Source organism: Bacillus sp. FDAARGOS_527, from assembly GCF_003812125.1.
GTDB classification, from domain to species: domain Bacteria; phylum Bacillota; class Bacilli; order Bacillales; family Bacillaceae_G; genus Bacillus_A; species Bacillus_A paranthracis.
Genome location: NZ_CP033795.1, coordinates 2,940,591 through 2,963,160, shown reverse-complemented (window position 1 = coordinate 2,963,160; position 22,570 = coordinate 2,940,591). Strand labels below are relative to the sequence as shown.

The 22,570-nt window shown below is 37.0% G+C and carries 21 protein-coding genes; 20 read left to right on the top strand and 1 reads right to left on the bottom strand.

Annotated elements, in window-relative coordinates; all coding sequences use genetic code 11:
- The first annotated feature begins 6 nt into the window (after positions 1-6).
- The 10 genes from def to spoVM all read left to right on the top strand — a co-directional run bounded on the left by def (position 7) and on the right by spoVM (position 9,332).
- The gene (def, locus tag EGX95_RS17740; protein ID WP_000279468.1) at positions 7-477 is read left to right on the top strand and encodes a peptide deformylase; all 471 of its coding nucleotides are present in this window, start codon (positions 7-9) and stop codon (positions 475-477) included.
- Positions 478-500: 23 nt separating this feature from the next.
- Positions 501-1,445, top strand: coding sequence for a methionyl-tRNA formyltransferase (gene fmt / locus EGX95_RS17735; RefSeq protein ID WP_000598791.1), 945 nt, complete (start codon positions 501-503; stop codon positions 1,443-1,445).
- Positions 1,442-2,776 (top strand): 16S rRNA (cytosine(967)-C(5))-methyltransferase RsmB, encoded by a 1,335-nt coding sequence (rsmB, locus tag EGX95_RS17730; RefSeq protein WP_001249674.1) that lies wholly within the window; start codon positions 1,442-1,444, stop codon positions 2,774-2,776. The genes fmt and rsmB overlap by 4 nt, the downstream gene beginning before the upstream one ends.
- Before the next feature lie 4 nt (positions 2,777-2,780).
- Complete coding sequence (gene rlmN / locus EGX95_RS17725) at positions 2,781-3,869, top strand: dual-specificity RNA methyltransferase RlmN (RefSeq protein ID WP_000450543.1); 1,089 nt, start codon at positions 2,781-2,783, stop codon at positions 3,867-3,869.
- 4 nt (positions 3,870-3,873) lie between these two features.
- A complete protein-coding gene (locus EGX95_RS17720; RefSeq protein ID WP_000648696.1) occupies positions 3,874-4,626 on the top strand; it encodes a Stp1/IreP family PP2C-type Ser/Thr phosphatase in 753 nt (250 codons plus the stop codon).
- An 8-nt stretch (positions 4,627-4,634) separates the two neighbouring features.
- Complete coding sequence (prkC, locus tag EGX95_RS17715; RefSeq protein ID WP_000904766.1) at positions 4,635-6,608, top strand: serine/threonine protein kinase PrkC; 1,974 nt, start codon at positions 4,635-4,637, stop codon at positions 6,606-6,608.
- Positions 6,609-6,876: 268 nt separating this feature from the next.
- Positions 6,877-7,758, top strand: a complete 882-nt coding sequence (rsgA, locus tag EGX95_RS17710; protein ID WP_001113936.1) for a ribosome small subunit-dependent GTPase A — start codon at positions 6,877-6,879, stop codon at positions 7,756-7,758.
- 2 nt (positions 7,759-7,760) lie between these two features.
- The gene (gene rpe / locus EGX95_RS17705; RefSeq protein ID WP_000589966.1) at positions 7,761-8,405 is read left to right on the top strand and encodes a ribulose-phosphate 3-epimerase; all 645 of its coding nucleotides are present in this window, start codon (positions 7,761-7,763) and stop codon (positions 8,403-8,405) included.
- Between the two features lie 99 nt (positions 8,406-8,504).
- Positions 8,505-9,185 carry a thiamine diphosphokinase gene (locus tag EGX95_RS17700; RefSeq protein WP_001998094.1) on the top strand — a complete coding sequence of 227 codons (681 nt, stop codon included), beginning with the start codon at positions 8,505-8,507 and terminating at the stop codon, positions 9,183-9,185.
- A gap of 66 nt (positions 9,186-9,251) precedes the next feature.
- Positions 9,252-9,332 (top strand): stage V sporulation protein SpoVM, encoded by an 81-nt coding sequence (gene spoVM / locus EGX95_RS17695; RefSeq protein WP_001213599.1) that lies wholly within the window; start codon positions 9,252-9,254, stop codon positions 9,330-9,332.
- Between the two features lie 73 nt (positions 9,333-9,405).
- Here spoVM and rpmB read toward each other — a convergent pair whose 3' ends face one another.
- Positions 9,406-9,594, bottom strand: a complete 189-nt coding sequence (gene rpmB / locus EGX95_RS17690; RefSeq protein WP_000124776.1) for a 50S ribosomal protein L28 — start codon at positions 9,592-9,594, stop codon at positions 9,406-9,408.
- A 378-nt stretch (positions 9,595-9,972) separates the two neighbouring features.
- On the opposite strand from rpmB, the gene EGX95_RS17685 reads away from it, so the two are divergent.
- The 10 genes from EGX95_RS17685 (at position 9,973) to smc (ending at position 22,557) form a co-directional block, all read left to right on the top strand.
- Positions 9,973-10,335: an Asp23/Gls24 family envelope stress response protein gene (locus tag EGX95_RS17685; protein ID WP_000021109.1), complete on the top strand. Its 363-nt coding sequence runs from the start codon at positions 9,973-9,975 to the stop codon at positions 10,333-10,335.
- Positions 10,336-10,357: 22 nt separating this feature from the next.
- Entirely contained in the window at positions 10,358-12,034 is a 1,677-nt protein-coding gene (locus EGX95_RS17680) for a DAK2 domain-containing protein (RefSeq protein ID WP_000027111.1), read from the top strand.
- A 288-nt stretch (positions 12,035-12,322) separates the two neighbouring features.
- Complete coding sequence (gene recG, locus EGX95_RS17675) at positions 12,323-14,371, top strand: ATP-dependent DNA helicase RecG (protein WP_001006883.1); 2,049 nt, start codon at positions 12,323-12,325, stop codon at positions 14,369-14,371.
- A gap of 88 nt (positions 14,372-14,459) precedes the next feature.
- Positions 14,460-15,053 (top strand): transcription factor FapR, encoded by a 594-nt coding sequence (gene fapR / locus EGX95_RS17670; protein WP_000747352.1) that lies wholly within the window; start codon positions 14,460-14,462, stop codon positions 15,051-15,053.
- On the top strand, positions 15,050-16,042 hold the full coding sequence (plsX, locus tag EGX95_RS17665) for a phosphate acyltransferase PlsX (RefSeq protein ID WP_000684108.1): 993 nt from the start codon (positions 15,050-15,052) through the stop codon (positions 16,040-16,042). Before fapR ends, plsX begins: the two co-directional genes overlap by 4 nt.
- Positions 16,043-16,056: 14 nt before the next feature.
- Positions 16,057-17,001 carry an ACP S-malonyltransferase gene (gene fabD / locus EGX95_RS17660; protein ID WP_000516951.1) on the top strand — a complete coding sequence of 315 codons (945 nt, stop codon included), beginning with the start codon at positions 16,057-16,059 and terminating at the stop codon, positions 16,999-17,001.
- Positions 17,001-17,741, top strand: a complete 741-nt coding sequence (gene fabG, locus EGX95_RS17655) for a 3-oxoacyl-[acyl-carrier-protein] reductase (protein WP_000911784.1) — start codon at positions 17,001-17,003, stop codon at positions 17,739-17,741. Before fabD ends, fabG begins: the two co-directional genes overlap by 1 nt.
- A 69-nt stretch (positions 17,742-17,810) precedes the next feature.
- The gene (gene acpP, locus EGX95_RS17650; RefSeq protein ID WP_000786062.1) at positions 17,811-18,044 is read left to right on the top strand and encodes an acyl carrier protein; all 234 of its coding nucleotides are present in this window, start codon (positions 17,811-17,813) and stop codon (positions 18,042-18,044) included.
- Positions 18,045-18,102: 58 nt separating this feature from the next.
- On the top strand, positions 18,103-18,840 hold the full coding sequence (rncS, locus tag EGX95_RS17645) for a ribonuclease III (RefSeq protein WP_001146876.1): 738 nt from the start codon (positions 18,103-18,105) through the stop codon (positions 18,838-18,840).
- A 147-nt stretch (positions 18,841-18,987) separates the two neighbouring features.
- Complete coding sequence (gene smc, locus EGX95_RS17640; protein ID WP_000479000.1) at positions 18,988-22,557, top strand: chromosome segregation protein SMC; 3,570 nt, start codon at positions 18,988-18,990, stop codon at positions 22,555-22,557.
- The last annotated feature ends 13 nt before the right edge of the window (positions 22,558-22,570 follow it).

Sequence of the window (22,570 nt, the reverse complement as noted above, 5' to 3'; positions counted from 1 at the left end):
GGAAATATGGCAGTTTTAGAAATAGTAAAGCATCCAAATGAAGTGTTAGAAACACCGTGTGAAAGAGTAATTAACTTTGATAAAAAGTTAGTGAAATTGTTGAAAGATATGCATGAAACAATGTTAATTGCGGACGGAGTCGGTTTAGCTGCGCCTCAAGTAGGGGTAAGCTTGCAAGTGGCGGTAGTTGATATCGGTGATGATACTGGGAAAATTGAGTTAATCAATCCATCGATATTAGAAAAACGTGGTGAACAAGTAGGTCCCGAAGGCTGTTTAAGCTTCCCGGGACTTTATGGTGAAGTGGAACGTGCGGATTATATTAAAGTGCGTGCGCAAAATCGTCGAGGCAAAGTATTTTTACTAGAAGCAGAGGGTTTTTTAGCGCGTGCAATTCAACATGAAATCGATCATTTACACGGTGTGTTATTTACATCGAAAGTGACAAGATATTATGAGGAAAATGAATTAGAATAGGTATTAAAAGGAGCGGTTTTTAAATGATAAAAGTAGTATTTATGGGAACACCGGACTTTTCAGTGCCGGTGCTTCGTCGTCTTATTGAAGATGGCTATGATGTAATAGGTGTTGTTACGCAACCAGATCGTCCGGTAGGCAGAAAAAAAGTATTAACACCTACACCTGTTAAAGTGGAAGCAGAAAAGCATGGTATTCCGGTGTTACAGCCGTTAAGAATTCGTGAAAAAGACGAATATGAAAAAGTATTGGCATTAGAGCCAGATTTAATTGTAACAGCTGCGTTCGGTCAAATTGTACCAAATGAAATTTTAGAAGCACCGAAGTATGGATGTATTAACGTCCACGCTTCTTTACTTCCTGAACTTCGTGGTGGTGCACCAATCCATTATGCAATTATGGAAGGGAAAGAAAAAACAGGTATTACAATTATGTATATGGTAGAAAAATTGGATGCTGGTGATATTTTAACGCAAGTAGAAGTGGAAATTGAAGAGCGTGAAACGACAGGCTCGTTATTTGATAAGTTAAGTGAAGCAGGGGCACATCTTCTATCTAAAACAGTACCTTTACTAATTCAAGGTAAGTTAGAACCAATTAAACAAAACGAGGAAGAAGTAACGTTTGCATATAATATAAAACGTGAGCAAGAGAAAATTGATTGGACAAAAACAGGTGAAGAAGTATACAATCACATTCGCGGATTGAATCCATGGCCAGTTGCTTATACAACTTTAGCAGGACAAGTTGTTAAAGTATGGTGGGGAGAAAAAGTACCTGTAACGAAATCAGCTGAAGCAGGTACGATTGTTGCGATCGAAGAAGATGGTTTCGTTGTAGCAACTGGTAATGAAACGGGTGTTAAAGTTACAGAATTGCAACCTTCTGGTAAAAAGCGTATGAGCTGTTCACAATTTTTACGTGGAACAAAACCTGAAATTGGAACGAAGTTAGGAGAAAATGCATGAGACAAAATGTTCGTGAATTAGCTCTTGATGGTTTAATTCAAGTAGAAAAAAGTGGTGCATACAGTAACTTACTTTTAAATAATCTAATTGAAAAAAGTACAATTGATAGAAAAGATATTGGTTTATTAACTGAGATTGTATATGGAACAATCCAACGTCGTGATACATTAGATTATTATTTACAGCCTTTTTTAAAAAAGAAAGTTGAAGCGTGGGTAAGAGTATTACTTCGCTTATCTTTATATCAAATGATTTATTTAGACCGAGTGCCTGAAAGAGCGGCTATTCATGAAGCCGTTGAGATTGCAAAGCGTCGCGGGCATAAAGGAATTGCTGGTATGGTGAACGGTGTATTACGTTCGATTCAAAGAGAAGGTGTACCTTCTGTAGATGAAATCAAAGATCCAGTAGAACGTTTGGCAATTGCAACGAGTCATCCAATTTGGCTTGTCCAAGAGTGGACTTCAGAATATGGTTTAGAAACTGCTGAGAAAATGTGTGAAGTGAACATGTTACCGCCTGTACCAACAGCGCGTGTAAATGTTGATAAAATAACAGTAGAAGGAGCAATTGCATTATTAGCTAGTGAAGGTATAGAAGCGAAGCGTGGCGATTTATCAGATGATGCAATTCAAATTGAAAAAGGGAATGTAGCGCACACAGATGCGTTTAAAAAAGGTTTTCTTTCTATTCAAGATGAAAGTTCTATGCTGGTAGCACGTGCCTTAGAACCAGATGAGGGAGATGTAGTTCTTGATAGTTGTGCTGCTCCAGGTGGAAAAACAACACATATCGCAGAGCGATTAAAAGGAACTGGTCAAGTCATGTCCCTTGATTTACATGCACACAAAGTACGTTTAATTAAACAACAAGCAGAGCGACTTGGTCTAGGAAATGTCGAAACAAAGGCATTAGATGCTAGAAAAGTGCAAGAACATTTTGCAAATGAAACGTTTGATAAAATATTAGTAGATGCCCCATGTTCTGGATTTGGTGTAATTAGACGTAAGCCTGATATTAAGTTAGGTAAAGATAAAGGCGATAGTGAAAGATTATCGACGATCCAACTTGCAATACTAGAAAAAATCGCACCGTTATTAAAACAAGGTGGTCGCCTTGTTTATAGTACGTGCACAATTGAAAAAATAGAAAATGAACAAGTAATAGAACGATTTTTACAAGAGCATCCTGAGTTTGAGTGGGATACTACGATAAAAGAGCGTATGCCAGAAAAGTTAAGTCCGTATATTGATGAAGGTCAAGTACAAATTTTACCGCATTATTTTGCAACAGATGGCTTTTATATTGCTTGTTTAAGGAAGAAGGTGTAGCATCGTGGAAACGACTGTGAGAAAACAAAAGAAAAATTTAGAAACGAAAAAACCATCAATTTACTCTTTACAACTTCATGAAATGCAAGATTGGTTAAAGGAGCAAGGAGAACCAAAGTTCCGTGCTGGACAAATTTTTGATTGGTTATATAAAAAACGTGTAAAAAATTATGAGGATATGTCAAACCTTTCTAAAGGATTGCGTGAAAAATTGTCGAATTCCTTTGATATTACTACTTTAAATACGTTAGTAAAACAAACGTCTTCGGATGGAACAATTAAATTCTTATTCCAATTATATGATGGATATTCTATTGAAACGGTATTAATGCGACATGAATATGGAAATTCCATTTGTGTAACAACACAAGTAGGTTGTCGTATTGGGTGTACGTTCTGTGCTTCAACGCTTGGCGGTTTAAAGCGAAACTTAGAAGCTGGAGAAATTGTAGCACAAGTAGTAGAAGTGCAACGTGCACTTGATGAATCAGAAGAACGTGTAAGTTCTCTTGTCGTTATGGGAATTGGAGAACCATTTGATAACTATGATAATTTAATGGGATTCTTACGCATCATTAATCATGAAAAAGGACTTCATATTGGTGCGAGACATATGACAGTTTCGACAAGTGGAATCATCCCGAAAATTTATAAGTTCGCTGAAGAAGATTTACAAATTAATTTTGCGATTTCACTGCATGCTCCAAACTCAGAATTACGTTCAAAATTAATGCCGATTAACCGTGCTTATAAGCTACCAGATTTGATGGAAGCTATTAAATACTATGTAAATAGAACAGGGCGTCGTATTACTTTTGAATATGGACTATTTGGAGGCGAAAATGACCAAGTTGAGCACGCTGAAGAGCTTGCTGCGCTCTTGAAAGGTGTAAAATGTCATGTGAACTTAATTCCGGTAAACTACGTACCTGAACGTGATTATGTACGTACGCCACGTGAACAAATTTTCTTATTTGAAAAAACGTTAAAAGATCGTGGAGTAAATGTAACGATTCGCCGTGAACAAGGTCATGATATTGATGCAGCCTGCGGTCAGTTGCGTGCGAAGGAGCGCAAAGAAGAGACGAGGTGACGAGATGAAAGCCGTGTTTCTATCAGATAAAGGAAAAGTTCGTCAACATAATGAAGATAGTGCAGGAGTTTTTCACAATTTAGATGGAAATATTTTAGCGGTAGTAGCAGATGGAATGGGAGGTCATCGAGCTGGTGATGTAGCTAGCTCGATGACCATTCAATTATTCCATGATTATTGGAAGCAAACGCATAATATGAACGAGCCCAAAAAAGTAGAAGAGTGGTTACATACTAGCGTGGGGATTATTAATGAGCGTATATATGAATACTCTAAGCAACATGTAGAATGTAATGGTATGGGAACAACACTTATAATAGCGATTTGTACACCAAATTTTGTGACGATAGGTCATATAGGAGATAGTCGTTGTTATATGGTATCAGAGGGGGAAATCTCGCTTGTAACGGAAGATCACTCACTTGTCAATGAACTTGTGAGACATGGTGAAATTTCAAAAGAAGACGCAGAATATCACCCGAAAAAGAATGTTTTGTTAAGGGCATTAGGAACAGAAGAGAAAGTCGGATTAGATGTGAAAACATTAGTGCTAGAGGAAGATGATCAGTTACTTCTTTGCTCTGATGGACTATCTAACAAAGTTTCTATTGCTGATATGCAACAAGTTTTACAGTTAAATGAACAGCTAGAAACTAAGGGACAACGTCTCATTCAATTGGCGAATGATCGTGGCGGGGAAGATAATATCACCCTTGTTCTCATTGATTATGCGGGTTCGACAAACGAAAGTAGGTGAAGTGCAACGTGCTGATTGGAAAACGCTTAAATGACCGTTATAAGCTACTGAAAATGATTGGTGGCGGTGGAATGGCCAATGTGTATTTAGCTCATGATGATATACTAGGCCGAGATGTAGCGGTGAAAATATTAAGACTCGACTATTCAAATAACGAAGAGTTTATTAAACGTTTCCATCGAGAAGCGCAGTCTGTTACAACGTTGTCGCATCCAAATATTGTGAATATGTATGATGTCGGAGAAGAAGATGGTATATATTATCTTGTAATGGAGTATGTACCAGGACAAACATTGAAGCAATACATAATTGAGCGAGGAATGTTACCGATAGGAGAAGCTCTTGATATTATGGAGCAGTTAACATCCGCCATGGCACACGCCCATCATTTTGAAATTGTGCACCGCGATATTAAACCGCACAATATTTTAATTCGAGCTGATGGAGTAATAAAAGTAACAGATTTTGGAATTGCGACAGCTACAAGTGCAACAACAATTACACATACAAATTCAGTACTCGGTTCGGTGCATTATTTATCACCAGAACAAGCACGTGGCGGGATAGCAAATAAACAATCAGATATTTATTCCCTAGGGATTGTTATGTTTGAGTTGTTAACAGGAAGACAACCATTTTCTGGAGAATCTGCTGTTGCTATAGCTTTAAAACATTTACAAAGTGAAATTCCGTCTCCAAAAAGATGGAATGAAAGTATTCCGCAAAGTGTCGAAAATATTATATTAAAGGCAACTGCGAAAGATCCGTTTCATCGATATCAATCTGCTAATGCGATGAAACGAGATATTGAAACTGCGCTATATCCAGAGAGGATAAATGAGCAGCCATTTTACATACCGGAAGATATGGAAGCGACAAAAGCGATTCCGGTTATTCAACAGGAACAATTATTCGAAAATGTAACTGATGAAACAATTGTTTTACAAGGAAGTAAAGTGGATGAACAGGCAAGAAAAGAAGATGAGGATTTAAATAAGAAGAAAAAACGAAGTAATAAATGGCTCAAAGTTTTAATTACAACATTTTTACTTTTAGCGATCGGAATAACGTTAGCCCTTACTGTTATTCCAGGATTCTTTATTCCAAAAGATGTAAAAGTCCCTGATGTGGCTGGTATGAAATATACGACCGCAGTAAATACATTAGTTGAAAAGGGTTTTGAGGTTACGGAACCTAATATTGTATATACAGATGATGTTGAAACCGGTGATGTTATAAAAACAGACCCTGTGGCAGGAAGAGTCGTGAAAGAAAACTCTAAAATTACTATCTATCAATCAGGTGGGAAAAAGAAAAGTAAGATGATTGATTTCACAGGAAAAGATTTAGAGAGTATAAGAACAGAGTTAGAAGAGAAATATAAACAAGTTACAGTATATTATATTGAAGATGATAGGCCAAAAGGTGCAATCGTAGAGCAATTTCCGACGTCTGACCAAATGGTGGTAGAGGCCGAGCAAGAACTGAAAATCTGGGTGAGTAAAGGTCCTTATCAAATTAGACCGGGTGATTTTTCAAGGTGGACTGAAAATAGTGCAACTGGTTATCTGAATGAGAGAAAACTAACTCCAGATATAAAACGAGAGTATTCTGATACTGTTGATAAAGGACTTGTAATTTCGCAATCTCCAAAACCAGGAACGCCGTTAAAAGAAGGAGATAAAGTGACGATTGTTATTTCAGATGGTCCTAAGCCGAAAGTAACGAAAACAGTGAAAGTGGATAATATTTCTATTCCGTATGAGTCTTCTATAATAGGTGAGAAAAAACCGCAAACGATAGAAATTTATAAAGAAGATATGCAACAAAAAATGGATAGACCAATTGAAACTAGAACAATTTCAGAGTCGGCAACTATTTCATTAGAATTTGTAATTCAAGAAGGTACAAAAGGACATTATAAAATTGTACGAGATGGTGTAACGATTATTGACAAAGAAGTACCATACCCAACTCAATAATAATGAATTCCATTTTATCTCCAAAGAGAATGGAATGTATTACTTCTGCCTGTTATGCTGTCTACATATAGTGGACTGTATAACAGGCAAAAATATATGATTCAAAAAGATATAAAAGTGATACTGTTATAAATAATATTTTAAATTTGATGGTAGATTAAATATATTAATGTGTATATATGACGGGTTTTGAAATCTTTATTTAAAGAATGATAATCCATTCAATATGAATTCCAGCTTCACTTTATACAGAATAAAGGAGAATTATATGCCAGAAGGAAAAATTGTAAAAGCTCTAAGTGGATTTTATTATGTGCAGCATGAAGAAGGGATTACACAATGTCGCGGGCGTGGTGTGTTTAGAAAAAATAAAATTACACCACTGGTAGGAGACCAAGTTGTTTTTCAGGCTGATAATCCGAGTGAAGGATACGTGCTTGAAGTATTTGATCGAAAAAATGAACTTGTCAGGCCTCCTATTGCTAATGTTGATCAAGCAATTCTTGTTTTTTCAGCAGTAGAACCAGATTTTAATCCGGGGCTGTTAGATCGATTTTTAGTGCTGATTGAATATCATAACATTAAGCCGATTATTTGCATTAGTAAGATGGATTTAGTGGATGAAAAAATGAGAGAAACTGTTGAATCTTATGCAAATGACTATCGTGAGATGGGATATGATGTATTATTTACTTCTATAAATACATCGGAAAGTATTGATATTTTAAAACCATTCTTAGAAGGTTGTGTTTCCGTTGTTGCGGGGCAATCTGGTGTTGGAAAATCTTCTATGCTTAACGTCTTACGTCCAGAATTAGAACTGAAAACGAATGATATTTCCTCACATTTAGGACGCGGGAAACATACGACAAGACACGTAGAATTAATTGCGATTGGAAGCGGACTAGTTGCAGATACACCTGGTTTTAGTTCACTCGATTTCATAGATATAGAGGTAGAAGATCTTACATATTGTTTTCCAGAGTTGAAAGAAGCGAGCCAATACTGTAAATTTAGAGGGTGTACACATCTTTCTGAACCGAAATGCGCTGTGAAGGCTGCGGTTGAAGAGGGGAAGATTACAGAATATCGTTATAAGAATTACAAACAATTTGTAGAAGAAATTAGAGAGAGAAAGCCGAGGTATTAGTTATGATTAAAATTGCACCATCGATCTTATCAGCAGATTTTTCAAAATTAGGGGAAGAGATTAAAGATGTAGAAAAAGGCGGAGCGGATTACATTCACGTCGATGTAATGGATGGACATTTCGTACCAAATATTACGATTGGACCATTAATTGTAGAAGCAATTCGTCCGATCACATCGTTACCGTTAGATGTACATTTAATGATTGAAAATCCTGATAACTATATCCCGACTTTCGCAAAAGCGGGAGCGGATATTATTACTGTTCATGTAGAGGCGTGCCCTCATTTACATCGTACAATTCAGTTAATTAAATCTCATGGCATTAAAGCAGGAGTTGTATTAAATCCGCATACGCCAGTTTCAGTGATTGAGCATGTATTAGAAGATATTGATATGGTATTACTTATGACAGTAAACCCTGGATTTGGTGGGCAGAAATTTATCCATTCTGTATTACCGAAAATTAAACAAGTTGCAGAAATGGTTAAAGAGCGCAATCTAGAAGTAGAAATTGAAGTTGATGGTGGTGTAAACGCTGAAACAGCAAGACTTTGTGTAGAAGCAGGAGCAAATGTACTTGTAGCTGGGTCAGCAGTATACAATCAAAAAGACCGCGGTGAAGCAATTCGTGTCATTCGTGGATAATGAATGAACGAGTCTTTATCCCAGTGAATCTTCTAGTGTAGTAAGTTTTCACTATTTATAAAGGGTAGAGAAAAAATATATAAAAAGGCAATCTACCGAATGGCAGATTGCCTTTTTACAATAGAAGGGGAAGGAAACATGATTATTCATATTTTAGCGGGAGGACCCGCGGAATATTGTGCAGATTTTTCTTCATATGAAAATGAGAAAGTAGTGTGGGCGGCAGTTGATAGAGGAGTATATCGTTTATTAAAAAGAGGTATTACTCCTGCTGTTGCGTTTGGAGATTATGACTCGGTTACGGAAGAAGAATTAGCATGGATGGGGCAACAAACAAATGATTTACATATTGTTCCTCGTGAAAAAGATCAAACTGATTTAGAAATTGCGATTAACTGGGCGTTAGAACAAAAGCCGGCACTCATTCGTATTTTTGGTGCTACTGGCGGAAGACTTGATCACGGTTTAGCGAATATACAAATGCTTTTAAAAGGATTAGAAGTAGGAATAGAGATGTGTATTGTAGACAATCAAAATGAAATAAGTGTAAAAAGAGTGGGTACACATATAATTGAAGAAAATAAAAATTTCCCTTATGTATCTTTTGTGCCTGTTACTGAAATAGTGGAAGGGATTACATTACTTGGTTTTAAATATCCTCTAACGAATAAAAAAATAGAGTGGGGATCCACACTTTGTATTAGTAATGAACTCGTTGAGGAAAAAGGTACTTTTTCATTTACTTCTGGCATATTAATGGTGATAAGAAGCACTGATTAAAGAAACAATTTTGCTCCTTACATCATATAGTGACCAAATGGAGTAATGGGGATTAGGAGGGAAACCATGAGATTTTATACAATTAAGTTACCTAAATTTCTTGGTGGAATTGTTCGTGCCATGTTAAATACCTTCAAAAAAGATTAAAAAAAGCACCTATTACCGGTGCTTTTTCCATTGGTATAGTAAAAAAAGAGCCTAGCGGCTCTTTTTTTTATTATTAAACACGTTCGATTTTGCCAGATTTTAATGCTCTAGCAGAAACGTAAACACGTTGAACTTTTCCGTCGATGCGTACGCGAACTTTTTGAAGGTTAGCGCCCCACTTACGTTTTGTAGCGTTCATTGCGTGAGAACGAGAGTTACCAGAACGAGCTTTTCTTCCAGTAATAGCACAAACACGAGCCATTTATATTTCCCTCCCTTGATACCTTACCATACGTAATTTTTCAATGTTAGTCTTTTATGCGATGCTAAAAACACTACTATAATTTAACACAACTAAAAAGAGAATGCAACACTGTAGAAAAAAGAAATCAAGAAAAATTACTTGACACTATATGTCAATGAAGAAAAGTTGAAATCAAGAAAAATTGCTTGACATATTATAGTGATACATGTTGTATAATAACAATGGACTATTTTGCTCATCATAAAAAAGTGTAGTTTTCAACATAAAATATGAGAGTGAAAAAGAAAGAACGATGGAATTTTCGTTAAAAAGATTATATGATAGTAACTAAAGTAGTCTAACTCACTTTCACCATTTATGAAGGGGGAAAACGAGATGTCAATTGAAATTAAAACGAAGTACGGTCAAATTGATATTAGTACAGATGTAATTGCAACAATTGCTGGAGGTGCCGCGGTAGATTGCTACGGTATCGTAGGTATGGCATCAAAAAATCAGTTAAAAGATGGATTAACAGACATTTTACGAAAAGAAAATTTCACTAGAGGTGTTATTGTTCGTAAAGATGAAGATGAAGTACATATTGATATGTATATTATTGTGAGCTATGGTACGAAAATTTCAGAAGTAGCACATAACGTGCAGACGAAAGTGAAATATACATTAGATCAAACTGTAGGACTAGCAGTAGATTCTGTAAACATCTACGTACAAGGAGTTAAAGTAATAAACTTGTAATGTGCATTAAGGAGGAAAATCTGTGTCAATTCAAAAAATTGATGGAAAACGTTTATCACAAATGATCATTCAAGGAGCGAATAATTTAACGAATAATGTTCAGCTTGTTGATGCATTAAACGTATTTCCAGTTCCAGATGGCGATACCGGTACAAACATGAACTTATCTATGACTTCAGGCGCACGTGAAGTGAAAGCAAATCCTTCACAACATGCTGGTAAAGTCGGCGTAAGTTTAGCCAAAGGATTATTAATGGGAGCTCGTGGTAACTCTGGAGTTATTTTATCTCAGTTGTTCCGTGGTTTCTCGAAATCCATTGAACAAAAAGAAGAATTAACAACAGTTGATTTTGCTGCAGCTTTAGAAGCTGGAGTAGAGGCGGCTTACAAAGCGGTTATGAAACCGATTGAAGGAACGATTTTAACGGTTGCAAGAGAAACGGGTAAATATGCAGTAACAGTTGCGAAAAAACAGCGCGACTTTGTTTTGTTTATGGAAGACGTTGTGAAAGAAGCAAATGCATCGTTAAATCGTACGCCAGATTTATTACCTGTATTAAAACAAGTTGGCGTTGTAGATAGCGGTGGTAAAGGTCTTGTAGTAGTTTACGAAGGTTTTTTAGCTGACTTAAAAGGAGAAACGATTTCTTCTGATGCACCTGCCCAACCATCTATGAATGAAATGGTGCGCGCAGAACATCACCGTAGTGTACAAAGCCAATTGAGTACAGAAGATATTAAGTATGGATATTGTACGGAGTTCATGGTGAAATTAGAAGCTGATAAAGTGAAAGAACATAATTTCTCTGAACAAAAATTCCGTGAAGATATTAGTGTGTATGGTGATTCACTACTAGTTGTATCTGATGATGAAATTGTAAAAGTTCATATTCATGCAGAACATCCTGGAGACGCTATGAACTACGGACAACGTTACGGTAGTTTAATCAAGATTAAAGTAGAGAATATGCGTGAACAGCATACCGCTTTATTAGATGAGCCTGCTATGATGCCTGAGCCAACTAGCCAGCCTAAAGAGAAACAACCATATGGTATCGTAACTGTAGCTATGGGATCTGGTATTAAAACTTTATTTGAAAGCATTGGCGCGACGAAAGTTATCGAAGGTGGCCAAACGATGAATCCAAGTACTGAGGATATCGTGAAGGCGATTGAAGAAGCAAACGCTGAAAAAATCATTATTTTACCGAACAACGGGAATATCGTAATGGCAGCAGAACAAGCAGCGTCAGTTGTGGATCAAGAAGTGATTGTAGTTCGTTCAAAAACAGTTCCTCAAGGTATGGCTGCAATGTTAGCATTTAATCCAGTTGGAACGCTAGAGGAAAATGAAGAAAACATGAAAGAAGCTTTATCTCATGTGAAAACAGGTCAAATTACGTATGCTGTACGTGATACGGAAATTGATGGTGTGGCAATTCAAAAAGATGATTTCATGTGTATCGCAGATGGAAAAATCGTATCAACAAATGCTCAAAAAGTAGGAGCTGCGAAGCAATTACTAGAAGCACTAATTGATGAAGATTCTGAAATCGTAACGATTCTACAAGGTGAAGATGCAACTGATGAAGAAGTAGCTGAATTAGTTGAGTTTGTAGAAGAGAATTTTGAAGATGCAGAAGTAGAAGTACATGCTGGAAACCAACCGGTGTATTCTTTCATCTTCTCTGTAGAATAAGAAAAAATTCGTTTTGAAAATAAATGGATTACTTACTTGCTAATGGATAATAAGTAGTAATATGAAGTTTATTACTAGTTTTTATTCAAAAGGCTAGCATATTGAAGATAAAAAAGAGCCTTGCTGCTAATAGTGAGGCTCTTTTCTTTCGTGTTGTTTATGAGGGATTTGAGTAGTTTCTCTTAGAATGCCTATGATAGAATATATAGGGTGAAAGAGAGCGATTACAGATGTCAATCATGTTAATGGATAATGAATCAAAAAATAATGTGACGGAGCGTGAGAATCTTGAATGAAGTTGTACAAGTTCCTGTTACGGATGTAAAGGGAATCGGAGGAGAAACATCTGAATTACTACACGAGATGGGAATTTATACAGTTTCTCATCTATTAGAACATTTTCCGTACCGTTATGAAGACTATGCGATGAAAGATCTTGCTGAAGTAAAGCATGATGAACGTGTAACAGTAGAGGGAAAAGTTCATAGTGCTCCTTTACTGCAATATTACGGGAAGAAGAAGTCGCGTCTTACGGTTCGTGTCCTCGTAGGTCGTTATTTAATTACAGCTGTATGTTTTAATAGGCCGTACTATAAGCAGAAGTTAAATTTAGATGAAACGGTAACGATTACTGGTAAATGGGATCAGCATCGTCAAACGATTGCGGTATCAGAACTTCATTTTGGACCGGTTGTACGTCAACAAGAAGTAGAGCCTGTGTACTCAGTGAAAGGGAAACTTACAGTAAAACAGATGCGCCGTTTTATTGCACAAGCGTTAAAAGAGTATGGAGATTCTATAGTTGAAGTGTTACCTGATGGATTGCTAAGTCGATATAAATTATTGCCGCGTTATGAAGCGCTTCGGGCGTTGCATTTTCCAACAGGTCAGGAAGATTTGAAGCAAGCGCGTCGCCGTTTTGTATATGAGGAGTTTTTCTTATTTCAGTTAAAAATGCAAACGTTACGGAAAATGGAGAGGGAAAATTCGAAAGGGACGAAAAAAGAAATTCCTTCAGAAGAATTGCAAGAGTTTATCGATGCACTTCCGTTTCCGTTAACTGGTGCGCAACGCCGAGTTGTAGATGAAATTATGAAAGATATGACATCTCCTTATCGAATGAATCGTCTGTTGCAAGGTGATGTAGGTTCTGGTAAAACGGTGGTTGCTGCAATTGGTCTTTATGCAGCAAAATTAGCGCATTATCAAGGTGCTTTAATGGTTCCGACAGAAATTTTAGCAGAACAACATTATCAATCGCTCGCAGAGACGTTCTCGCACTTTGGTATGAAGGTTGAATTGTTAACAAGTTCAGTTAAAGGTGTGAGACGCCGAGAGATTTTGGCAAAATTAGAACAAGGAGAAATAGATATCCTTGTTGGAACGCATGCTTTAATTCAAGATGAAGTTATTTTTCATAGGTTAGGTCTCGTGATTACTGATGAACAACATCGATTTGGTGTAGCGCAGCGACGAGTTTTACGTGAGAAAGGTGAAAGTCCAGATGTATTATTTATGACAGCAACACCAATTCCACGTACGTTAGCAATTACTGCATTTGGAGAGATGGATGTTTCTATAATCGATGAAATGCCAGCTGGTAGAAAGGTAATTGAAACATACTGGGCAAAACATGACATGTTAGATCGTGTTCTCGGTTTTGTAGAGAAAGAGATAAAAAAAGGAAGACAAGCATATGTTATTTGTCCTCTAATTGAAGAATCTGAGAAACTTGATGTACAAAATGCAATCGACTTACATAGTATGCTGACTCATCATTATCAGGGGAAATGTCAAGTCGGATTAATGCATGGAAGATTATCATCTCAAGAAAAAGAAGAGATAATGGGGCAATTTAGTGAAAATAAAGTGCAAATTCTTGTGTCGACAACAGTTGTTGAGGTGGGTGTGAACGTACCGAATGCGACTGTAATGGTTATTTATGATGCAGAGCGTTTCGGTTTATCACAGCTTCATCAGCTAAGAGGCCGTGTTGGGCGTGGTAGTGAACAATCGTATTGTTTATTAATCGCGGATCCAAAATCGGAAACGGGAAAAGAACGAATGCGTATTATGACCGAAACGAATGATGGATTTGTATTGTCAGAAAAAGATTTAGAATTACGAGGTCCTGGAGATTTCTTTGGGAGTAAGCAAAGTGGTTTACCAGAATTCAAGGTTGCTGATATGGTACATGATTATCGGGCGCTAGAAACAGCTAGACAAGATGCGGCGTTACTAGTAGATTCAGAAGCGTTTTGGCATAATGATCAATATGCGTCGTTGCGTACGTATCTTGACGGGACAGGTGTGTTCCAGGGAGAGAAGCTCGATTAAAGGGAGGCAACAAAAGTTTTTGTTGCATTCTACTTTTAATGATTATATACTACTGTTAGTACCTAGTCATAAAAATGGATGGTGCGGTATGAAAAAAAGAAGAAGTAAAAAAGAAAGACAAGAATTATTACAACAAACGATAGAAACGAATCCTTTTATTACGGATGAAGATTTAGCAGAAAAATTTCAAGTGAGTATACAAACTGTACGTCTTGATCGTATGGAATTATCTATTCCTGAATTAAGAGAAAGAATTAAACATGTAGCTACAAAGCAACATGAAGAAGATGTGAAATCTTTACCGTTAGAAGAGGTTGTCGGAGAAATTATTGATATAGAATTAGATAGACATGCGATTTCTATTTTTGAAGTGAAGGTAGAACACGTATTTAAAAGAAATCAAATTGCCCGTGGGCATCATTTGTTTGCACAAGCAAACTCACTAGCTGTTGCGGTTATTGATGAAGAATTAGCTTTAACTGCAAAGTCTACCATTCGATACATTCGTCCTGTAAAATTAGGAGAGCGTGTTGTTGCAAAAGCGCGCGTGGAAGATGTAGAGAATGATAAAGGACGGACGGTTGTCAAAGTGCGTAGCTTTGTTGGAGAAGAACTTGTTTTTACAGGCACTTTTGAAATGTATCGATCTAGTAATTATAGTGAGGAAGGTAACAACTTATGAAAATCGCAATAGATGCAATGGGCGGCGATCATGCTCCAAAGGCTGTCGTACTAGGAGCAATGAAAGCTATTAAGGAATATTCTGATTTACATATTACGTTAGTGGGGAAAGAAGAGGAAATTCGTCAATACTTAACGAGTGAAGAACGAATTACTATACTTCATACAGACGAAAAAATTGAATCGACAGATGAACCAGTAAGAGCGGTTCGTCGAAAAAAACAAGCTTCAATGGTACTTGCGGCGCAGCAAGTGAAAGACGGTGTAGCGGATGCTTGTATATCAGCTGGTAGTACAGGAGCTTTAATGGCGGCTGGATTGTTTGTTGTAGGTCGTATGGAAGGAATTGAGCGACCAGCTTTATCCCCTACAATGCCAACTGTTGATGGAGAAGGTTTTGTTATGTTAGATGTTGGAGCGAACGTTGATGCAAAACCAATTCATTTATATCAATATGCAGTAATGGGATCTGTATACGCTGAGAAAGTAAGAGGAATTAAAAATCCTCGCGTTGGACTTTTAAACGTTGGAACAGAAGATGGTAAAGGTAACGAGCTTTCAAAACAAGTCTTTGCAATGCTTAAAGATGCCCCAATTAATTTTGTTGGGAACGTTGAATCAAGAGATTTATTGCAAGGTGTAGCAGATGTTGTTGTATGTGATGGTTTTACAGGGAATGTAGCACTGAAATCTTTAGAAGGAACAGCACTTGCATTATTCTCTATGTTAAAAGAACAGTTAATGAGTTCGTTTACGAGCAAATTAGCAGCAGCGGTATTAAAGCCAAAACTTATGGTATTAAAAGATAAAATGGATTATTCGGAGTATGGAGGAGCGGCATTATTTGGATTGAAGGCTCCTGTCATTAAGGCTCACGGTTCTTCCAATGACCAATCGATATTTAGTGCGATTCGTCAAACGAGAGAAATGGTAGCGAAAGAAGTTATTCCTACTATTTCAAGCGTAATGGAGAAAGAGCCACTCCAATAAGAGGAGGATTTGAAATGGGAAAACTAGCATTTCTTTTTCCGGGCCAAGGTTCACAGGCAGTTGGAATGGGTAAACAGTTAGCAGAGAATAATAAAGAGGTTGCAAATGTATTTGCAAAAGCAGATGAGGTGTTGCAAGATTCACTTTCAGAAGTGATTTTTGAAGGGCCGCAGGAAAAGCTTACGTTAACAACAAATGCGCAACCTGCTTTATTAACAACGAGTTTTGCTATTTTGACAGCTTTAAAAGAGTATGATATTACACCAGACTTTGTCGCAGGGCATAGTTTAGGTGAGTATAGCGCTCTTGTAGCAGCGGGTGCATTAACTTTTGAGGATGCAGTATATGCTGTAAGGAAACGTGGGGAATATATGGAAGAAGCTGTTCCTGGCGGAGAAGGTGCAATGGCGGCTATTTTAGGTGCTGATCCACATATGCTGAAACAAGTTACAGAAGAAGTAACAAGTGAAGGATATGCAGTACAAATTGCTAATATGAATAGTACGAAGCAAATTGTGATTTCTGGAACAAAGCAAGGAGTCGAGATTGCTTCTCAAAGAGCGAAAGAACATGGTGCAAAGAGAGCAATTCCGCTTAAAGTAAGTGGACCGTTCCACTCTGCGCTTATGAAGCCAGCGGCGGAGAAATTCCAAAGTGTCTTAAATGAAATTACAATTCAAGATACGAATATTCCGGTAATCGCAAATGTAACAGCAGACGTTATTACAAGTGGTGCGCATATTCAAGAAAAGCTAATCGAGCAGCTATATTCGCCTGTCTTATGGTATCCATCCATTGAATATATGGTGAGTCAAGGGGTAGATACATTTATTGAGATTGGACCTGGGAAAGTACTTGCTGGACTTATGAAGTCAATTGATTCATCAGTGAAAGCATACGCGATATACGATGAAGAGACATTACAAGATACCATTTCGAATTTGAGAGGAGAAAACTGATGTTAAAAGGGAAAGTAGCATTAGTAACGGGTGCTTCACGTGGAATTGGTCGTGCAATTGCGATTGATTTAGCAAAACAAGGGGCAAATGTTGTAGTAAATTATGCTGGTAACGAGCAAAAGGCAAATGAAGTAGTTGATGAAATAAAGAAATTAGGTTCGGATGCAATTGCAGTAAGAGCAGATGTTGCAAATGCTGAAGACGTTACAAATATGGTGAAACAAACTGTAGATGTATTTGGACAAGTTGATATTCTTGTAAATAATGCAGGTGTAACAAAAGATAATTTATTAATGCGTATGAAAGAAGAAGAATGGGATACAGTTATTAATACAAACCTAAAAGGTGTATTCTTATGTACAAAGGCAGTATCTCGATATATGATGCGTCAACGTCATGGACGTATTGTAAATATCGCTTCTGTTGTCGGAGTAACGGGAAACCCAGGACAAGCAAACTATGTTGCTGCTAAAGCAGGTGTAATCGGATTAACAAAAACATCAGCAAAAGAGTTAGCAAGCCGCAATATTACTGTAAATGCAATTGCTCCTGGATTTATTGCGACAGATATGACAGACGTATTAGATGAAAATATAAAAGCTGAAATGTTAAAATTAATTCCTGCAGCTCAGTTTGGTGAAGCGCAAGATATCGCAAATGCTGTAACGTTTTTTGCTTCTGATCAAAGCAAATATATTACAGGTCAAACGTTAAATGTTGATGGCGGTATGGTAATGTAATAAAAGAATCGATTTCAGCTAGTTTTTTTGGACAATATTTAATATAATATTTGAGGGGAGGTGAATGGAATGGCAGATGTTTTAGAGCGTGTAACAAAAATTATCGTTGATCGTTTAGGAGTAGAAGAAACAGAAGTAGTACCAGCTGCAAGCTTCAAGGAAGATTTAGGAGCAGACTCCCTAGATGTAGTAGAACTTGTAATGCAATTAGAAGACGAATTCGAAATGGAAATTTCTGATGAAGATGCTGAAAAGATTGCTACTGTTGGCGATGCTGTGACTTACATAGAGAGTCATCTATAATGCTTGAATGAAGTCCCGTTTTTTAGCGGGGCTTCTCGGCTTATATCTGGAGGGACCTATGCCGTACCGTAAATATAGAGAAAAAAAATACGAAACAAAATATCGTGAAGCGTTTAAAGTATTTCAAGAAAAAATAGGTATTACGTTTACAGATGAAAAATTATTGATTCAAGCATTTACGCATTCATCGTATGTGAATGAGCATCGAAAAAAACCGCATGAAGACAATGAGCGTCTCGAATTCCTTGGAGATGCAGTATTGGAACTTACTGTATCGCAGTATCTGTTTCAAAAATATCCGACAATGAGCGAAGGAGAGTTAACAAAACTACGTGCAGCTATTGTATGTGAACCATCTCTTGTTCGTTTTGCAAACGAGTTGTCATTTGGTAGCCTAGTTTTATTAGGAAAAGGTGAGGAAATGACAGGCGGACGTGAACGACCAGCTTTATTAGCGGATGTCTTTGAAGCGTTTATTGGTGCCCTTTATCTTGATCAAGGGTTAGAAACAGTATGGGGCTTCTTAAAAGAAATTGTATACCCTAAAATTAATGAAGGTGCTTTTTCTCATGTGATGGATTATAAGAGTCAATTACAAGAGTTGATTCAGCGTGATGGTAGTGGCAATATTGAGTATCAAATTTTGCAAGAAAAAGGACCGGCTCACAATCGAGAATTTGTGTCACGTGTTACGTTAAATAACGTGGCCTTAGGTCTTGGTAGTGGCAAGTCGAAAAAAGAAGCAGAGCAACAAGCTGCTGCAGAAGCGTTGAAAAAGTTAAAAGAACAACTATAAGGAATCCCCCTTTGAATGAGGGGGATTCCTTGTGCATAGAATGAAACTTTCCTTTCGTTTATAAATGTAAGGAAATGAAATCCGTATAATCGTTTGTTTTTGTATAAACAACATTTATAGCAACGGAGAATAGGAGGAAGGCCTTTCGTGTTTTTAAAAAGATTAGAAATAGCAGGATTTAAGTCTTTTGCTGAGCGTGTATCTGTCGATTTTGTCCCAGGTGTAACGTCTGTAGTAGGACCTAATGGAAGTGGGAAAAGTAATATTACTGATGCCATTCGTTGGGTACTTGGTGAACAATCGGCAAAATCATTACGTGGTGCAAAGATGGAAGATATTATTTTTGCAGGTAGTGATACGAGAAGAGCGGTTAATGTTGCTGAAGTAACATTAACTTTAAATAATGAAGATCAACGTTTACCGATTGAATATAATGAGGTGTGTGTAACGCGTCGTGTATCTCGTTCTGGTGATAGTGATTTTTATATTAATAAACAATCATGCAGGTTGAAAGATATTATCGATTTATTTATGGACTCTGGTATGGGAAGAGAAGCTTTTTCGATTATTAGCCAGGGGAAAGTTGAAGAAATTTTAAGTAGTAAATCAGAAGAACGTCGTGGTGTATTTGAAGAAGCGGCGGGAGTGCTGAAATACAAACTTCGTAAAAAGAAAGCTGAAGGTAAATTAGCAGACACACAAGAAAACTTAAATCGTGTACAAGATATAATTCACGAATTAAGTAGTCAAGTAGAACCTTTAGAAAGACAAGCTTCTATTGCAAAGGATTATCTCGAGAAAAAAGAAGAATTAGAGAAAGTAGAAGCGGCGCTTATTGTACATGAAATTGAAGAATTACATGAGAAATGGGAAGCGCTTCGAAATCAGTTTGGGCATAATAAAAACGAAGAAGCGAAAATGTCAACGCATTTACAAAAAGGTGAAGAAGAGCTAGAGGAATTACGGGGCCAATTACAAGCAGTAGATGAGTCTGTAGATTCCCTGCAAGAAGTACTTTTACTTTCTAGTAAAGAGCTAGAAAAGTTAGAAGGACAGCGTGAGCTATTAAAAGAGAGAAAGCAAAATGCAACGACGCATTGTGCACAACTCGAACAGTTAATTGTTGAATTAACAGAGAAAGCTACAAGTTATGATGGTGAAATTGAATCGAGTACAGAAGTATTGATGCAATTTGTAAATCATGTAAAAGAGTTGGAGACGAAATTGCATGATAATGAGCAATTACTTGCAACGTTTGCTGACAATTTAGAAGAGCAAATTGAGAATTTAAAAGGTGACTATATTGAACTTTTAAATCAACAAGCTAGTCATCGTAATGAGTTATCTATGATTGAAGAACAATCTAAACAACAAAACTCAAAAAATGAACGCCTTGATGAAGAAAATGCGAAATATGTAGAAATGCGTATGGAAATTACAGCGAAAAAGACAAAACTTGTGGAAAGTTATGAACAAGTAAAAGAAAAAGTAGCTGGAATCCTTTCGAATATACAAAAGACAGAAGCGGCACTTGGGAAATGCAAGGCGCAGTATAGTGAAAACGAAACAAAACTGTATCAAGCATATCAATTTGTACAACAGGCACGTTCTCGAAAAGAAATGCTAGAAGAGATGCAAGAGGACTACTCTGGTTTCTATCAAGGGGTACGTGAAGTATTGAAAGCTAGAGAAAATAGGTTGCAAGGTATTGAGGGTGCTGTTGCAGAACTGCTAACGGTACCGAAAGAATATGAAATTGCAATGGAAATTGCTCTAGGTGCAGCGATGCAGCATATAGTTGTACAAAAAGAAGAACATGCTCGTAATGCAATTGCGTTTTTAAAACAAAATAAACATGGACGAGCAACGTTTTTACCGCAAGCTGTTATTAAAGGTAGATCGTTATCATTTGAGCAATTACGTATTGTAAATCAGCACCCATCGTTTGTAGGTGTGGCAGCAGAACTCGTGCAATATAACAATAAATATGAAAATGTAGTTTCAAATTTATTAGGTACTGTTATTGTTGCAAAAGATTTACGCGGAGCGAATGAGTTGGCGAAACAATTGCAATACCGTTATCGCATTGTAACAATCGAAGGTGATGTAGTAAACCCTGGCGGTTCTATGACGGGTGGAGCGGTAAAACAGGCGAAATCATCTTTATTAGGACGTCAACGTGAACTAGAAGAGTGGACGAGTAAGTTAACTGATATGGAAGAAAAAACAACGAAGTTAGAAAACTTTGTTAAAGCAGTAAAACAAGAGATTCAAGAAAAAGAAGTGCAAATACGCGAACTAAGGCAAAGTGTAGAAGCAGAGCGTGTAGATGAACAGAAATTAAGAGAAGAAATTAGTCGCTTAGAATTAGAAGAACATCGTATTAATGATCGTTTATCTATTTACGATTTAGAGATTGAAGGGTTCTTGCAAGACCAAGTGAAAATGCAAGGTCGTAAAGAAGAGTTAGAAAAGATTTTAGCGACTCTTCAGGCAGAGATTACGGAATTAGATAGCAAAATAACAGCTTTAACAAAACAAAAAAGTGAGCAACATTCTTCGAAAGAAAAAGTTCAAAAAGAAATGACTGAGTTAAAAGTGTTAGCAGCTGAAAAGCAACAACGCTTATCTAATCAAAAAGAAAAAGTAGAACGATTGACGAAGGAAAAAGAAGAAACCGATGCAACGCTTGTCAAAACGAAAGAGGATTTAGCATTCTTAAAACAAGAAATGACATCGAATTCAAGTGGTGAAGAACAAATTACGAATATGATTGAGAAGAAAGCATATGATCGTAATCAAACTTCAGAGTTAATTCGCTCTCGTCGTGAACAACGTGTATCGTTACAAGAGAGAGTAGAACAGTTAGAGCGTAACCTGAAAGAAACAACAGGTAAACATAAATACATTCTTGAGATGTTGAAAGATCAAGAGGTAAAAATAAACCGACTTGATGTAGAGTTAGAAAATAGATTACAACATTTACGTGAAACATATACGATTTCATTTGAAGCGGCAAAACTGAAGTATACAATGGTGATGCCTGCTGAGGATGCACGTAAAAAGGTGAAACTAATTAAACTCTCCATCGAAGAGCTAGGTACAGTAAACTTAGGAGCAATTGATGAGTATGAGCGTGTGGCAGAGCGTCATACATTCTTACTAGAGCAAAAAGATGATCTAGAAGAAGCAAAAACGACATTGCACCAACTTATTACTGAAATGGATGAAGAAATGAAAAAACGCTTTTCTACTACGTTTGAAGGAATTCGAATGGAGTTTCAATCGGTGTTCTCTGAATTATTTGGAGGCGGTAGAGCGGATTTAGTTATGACAAATCCAGAGGACTTATTAAATACTGGTATTGATATCGTAGCGCAACCGCCAGGGAAGAAACTGCAAAACTTAGGTTTACTTTCAGGTGGAGAGCGTGCTTTAACGGCAATTGCGCTGCTATTTGGTATTTTAAAAGTGCGCCCAGTCCCATTCTGTGTATTAGATGAGGTAGAGGCTGCTCTTGATGAGGCAAACGTTGCCCGTTTTGCTCAGTATTTAAAGAAATTTAGTGATGAGACACAGTTTATTGTAATTACACATAGAAAAGGTACAATGGAAGAGTCTGATGTATTGTACGGTGTAACAATGCAAGAGTCAGGGGTATCTAAACTTGTTTCGGTTCGTTTAGATGATGGAGAAGAACTAGTTGCAAGCAAATAGAAAGGATGGGACA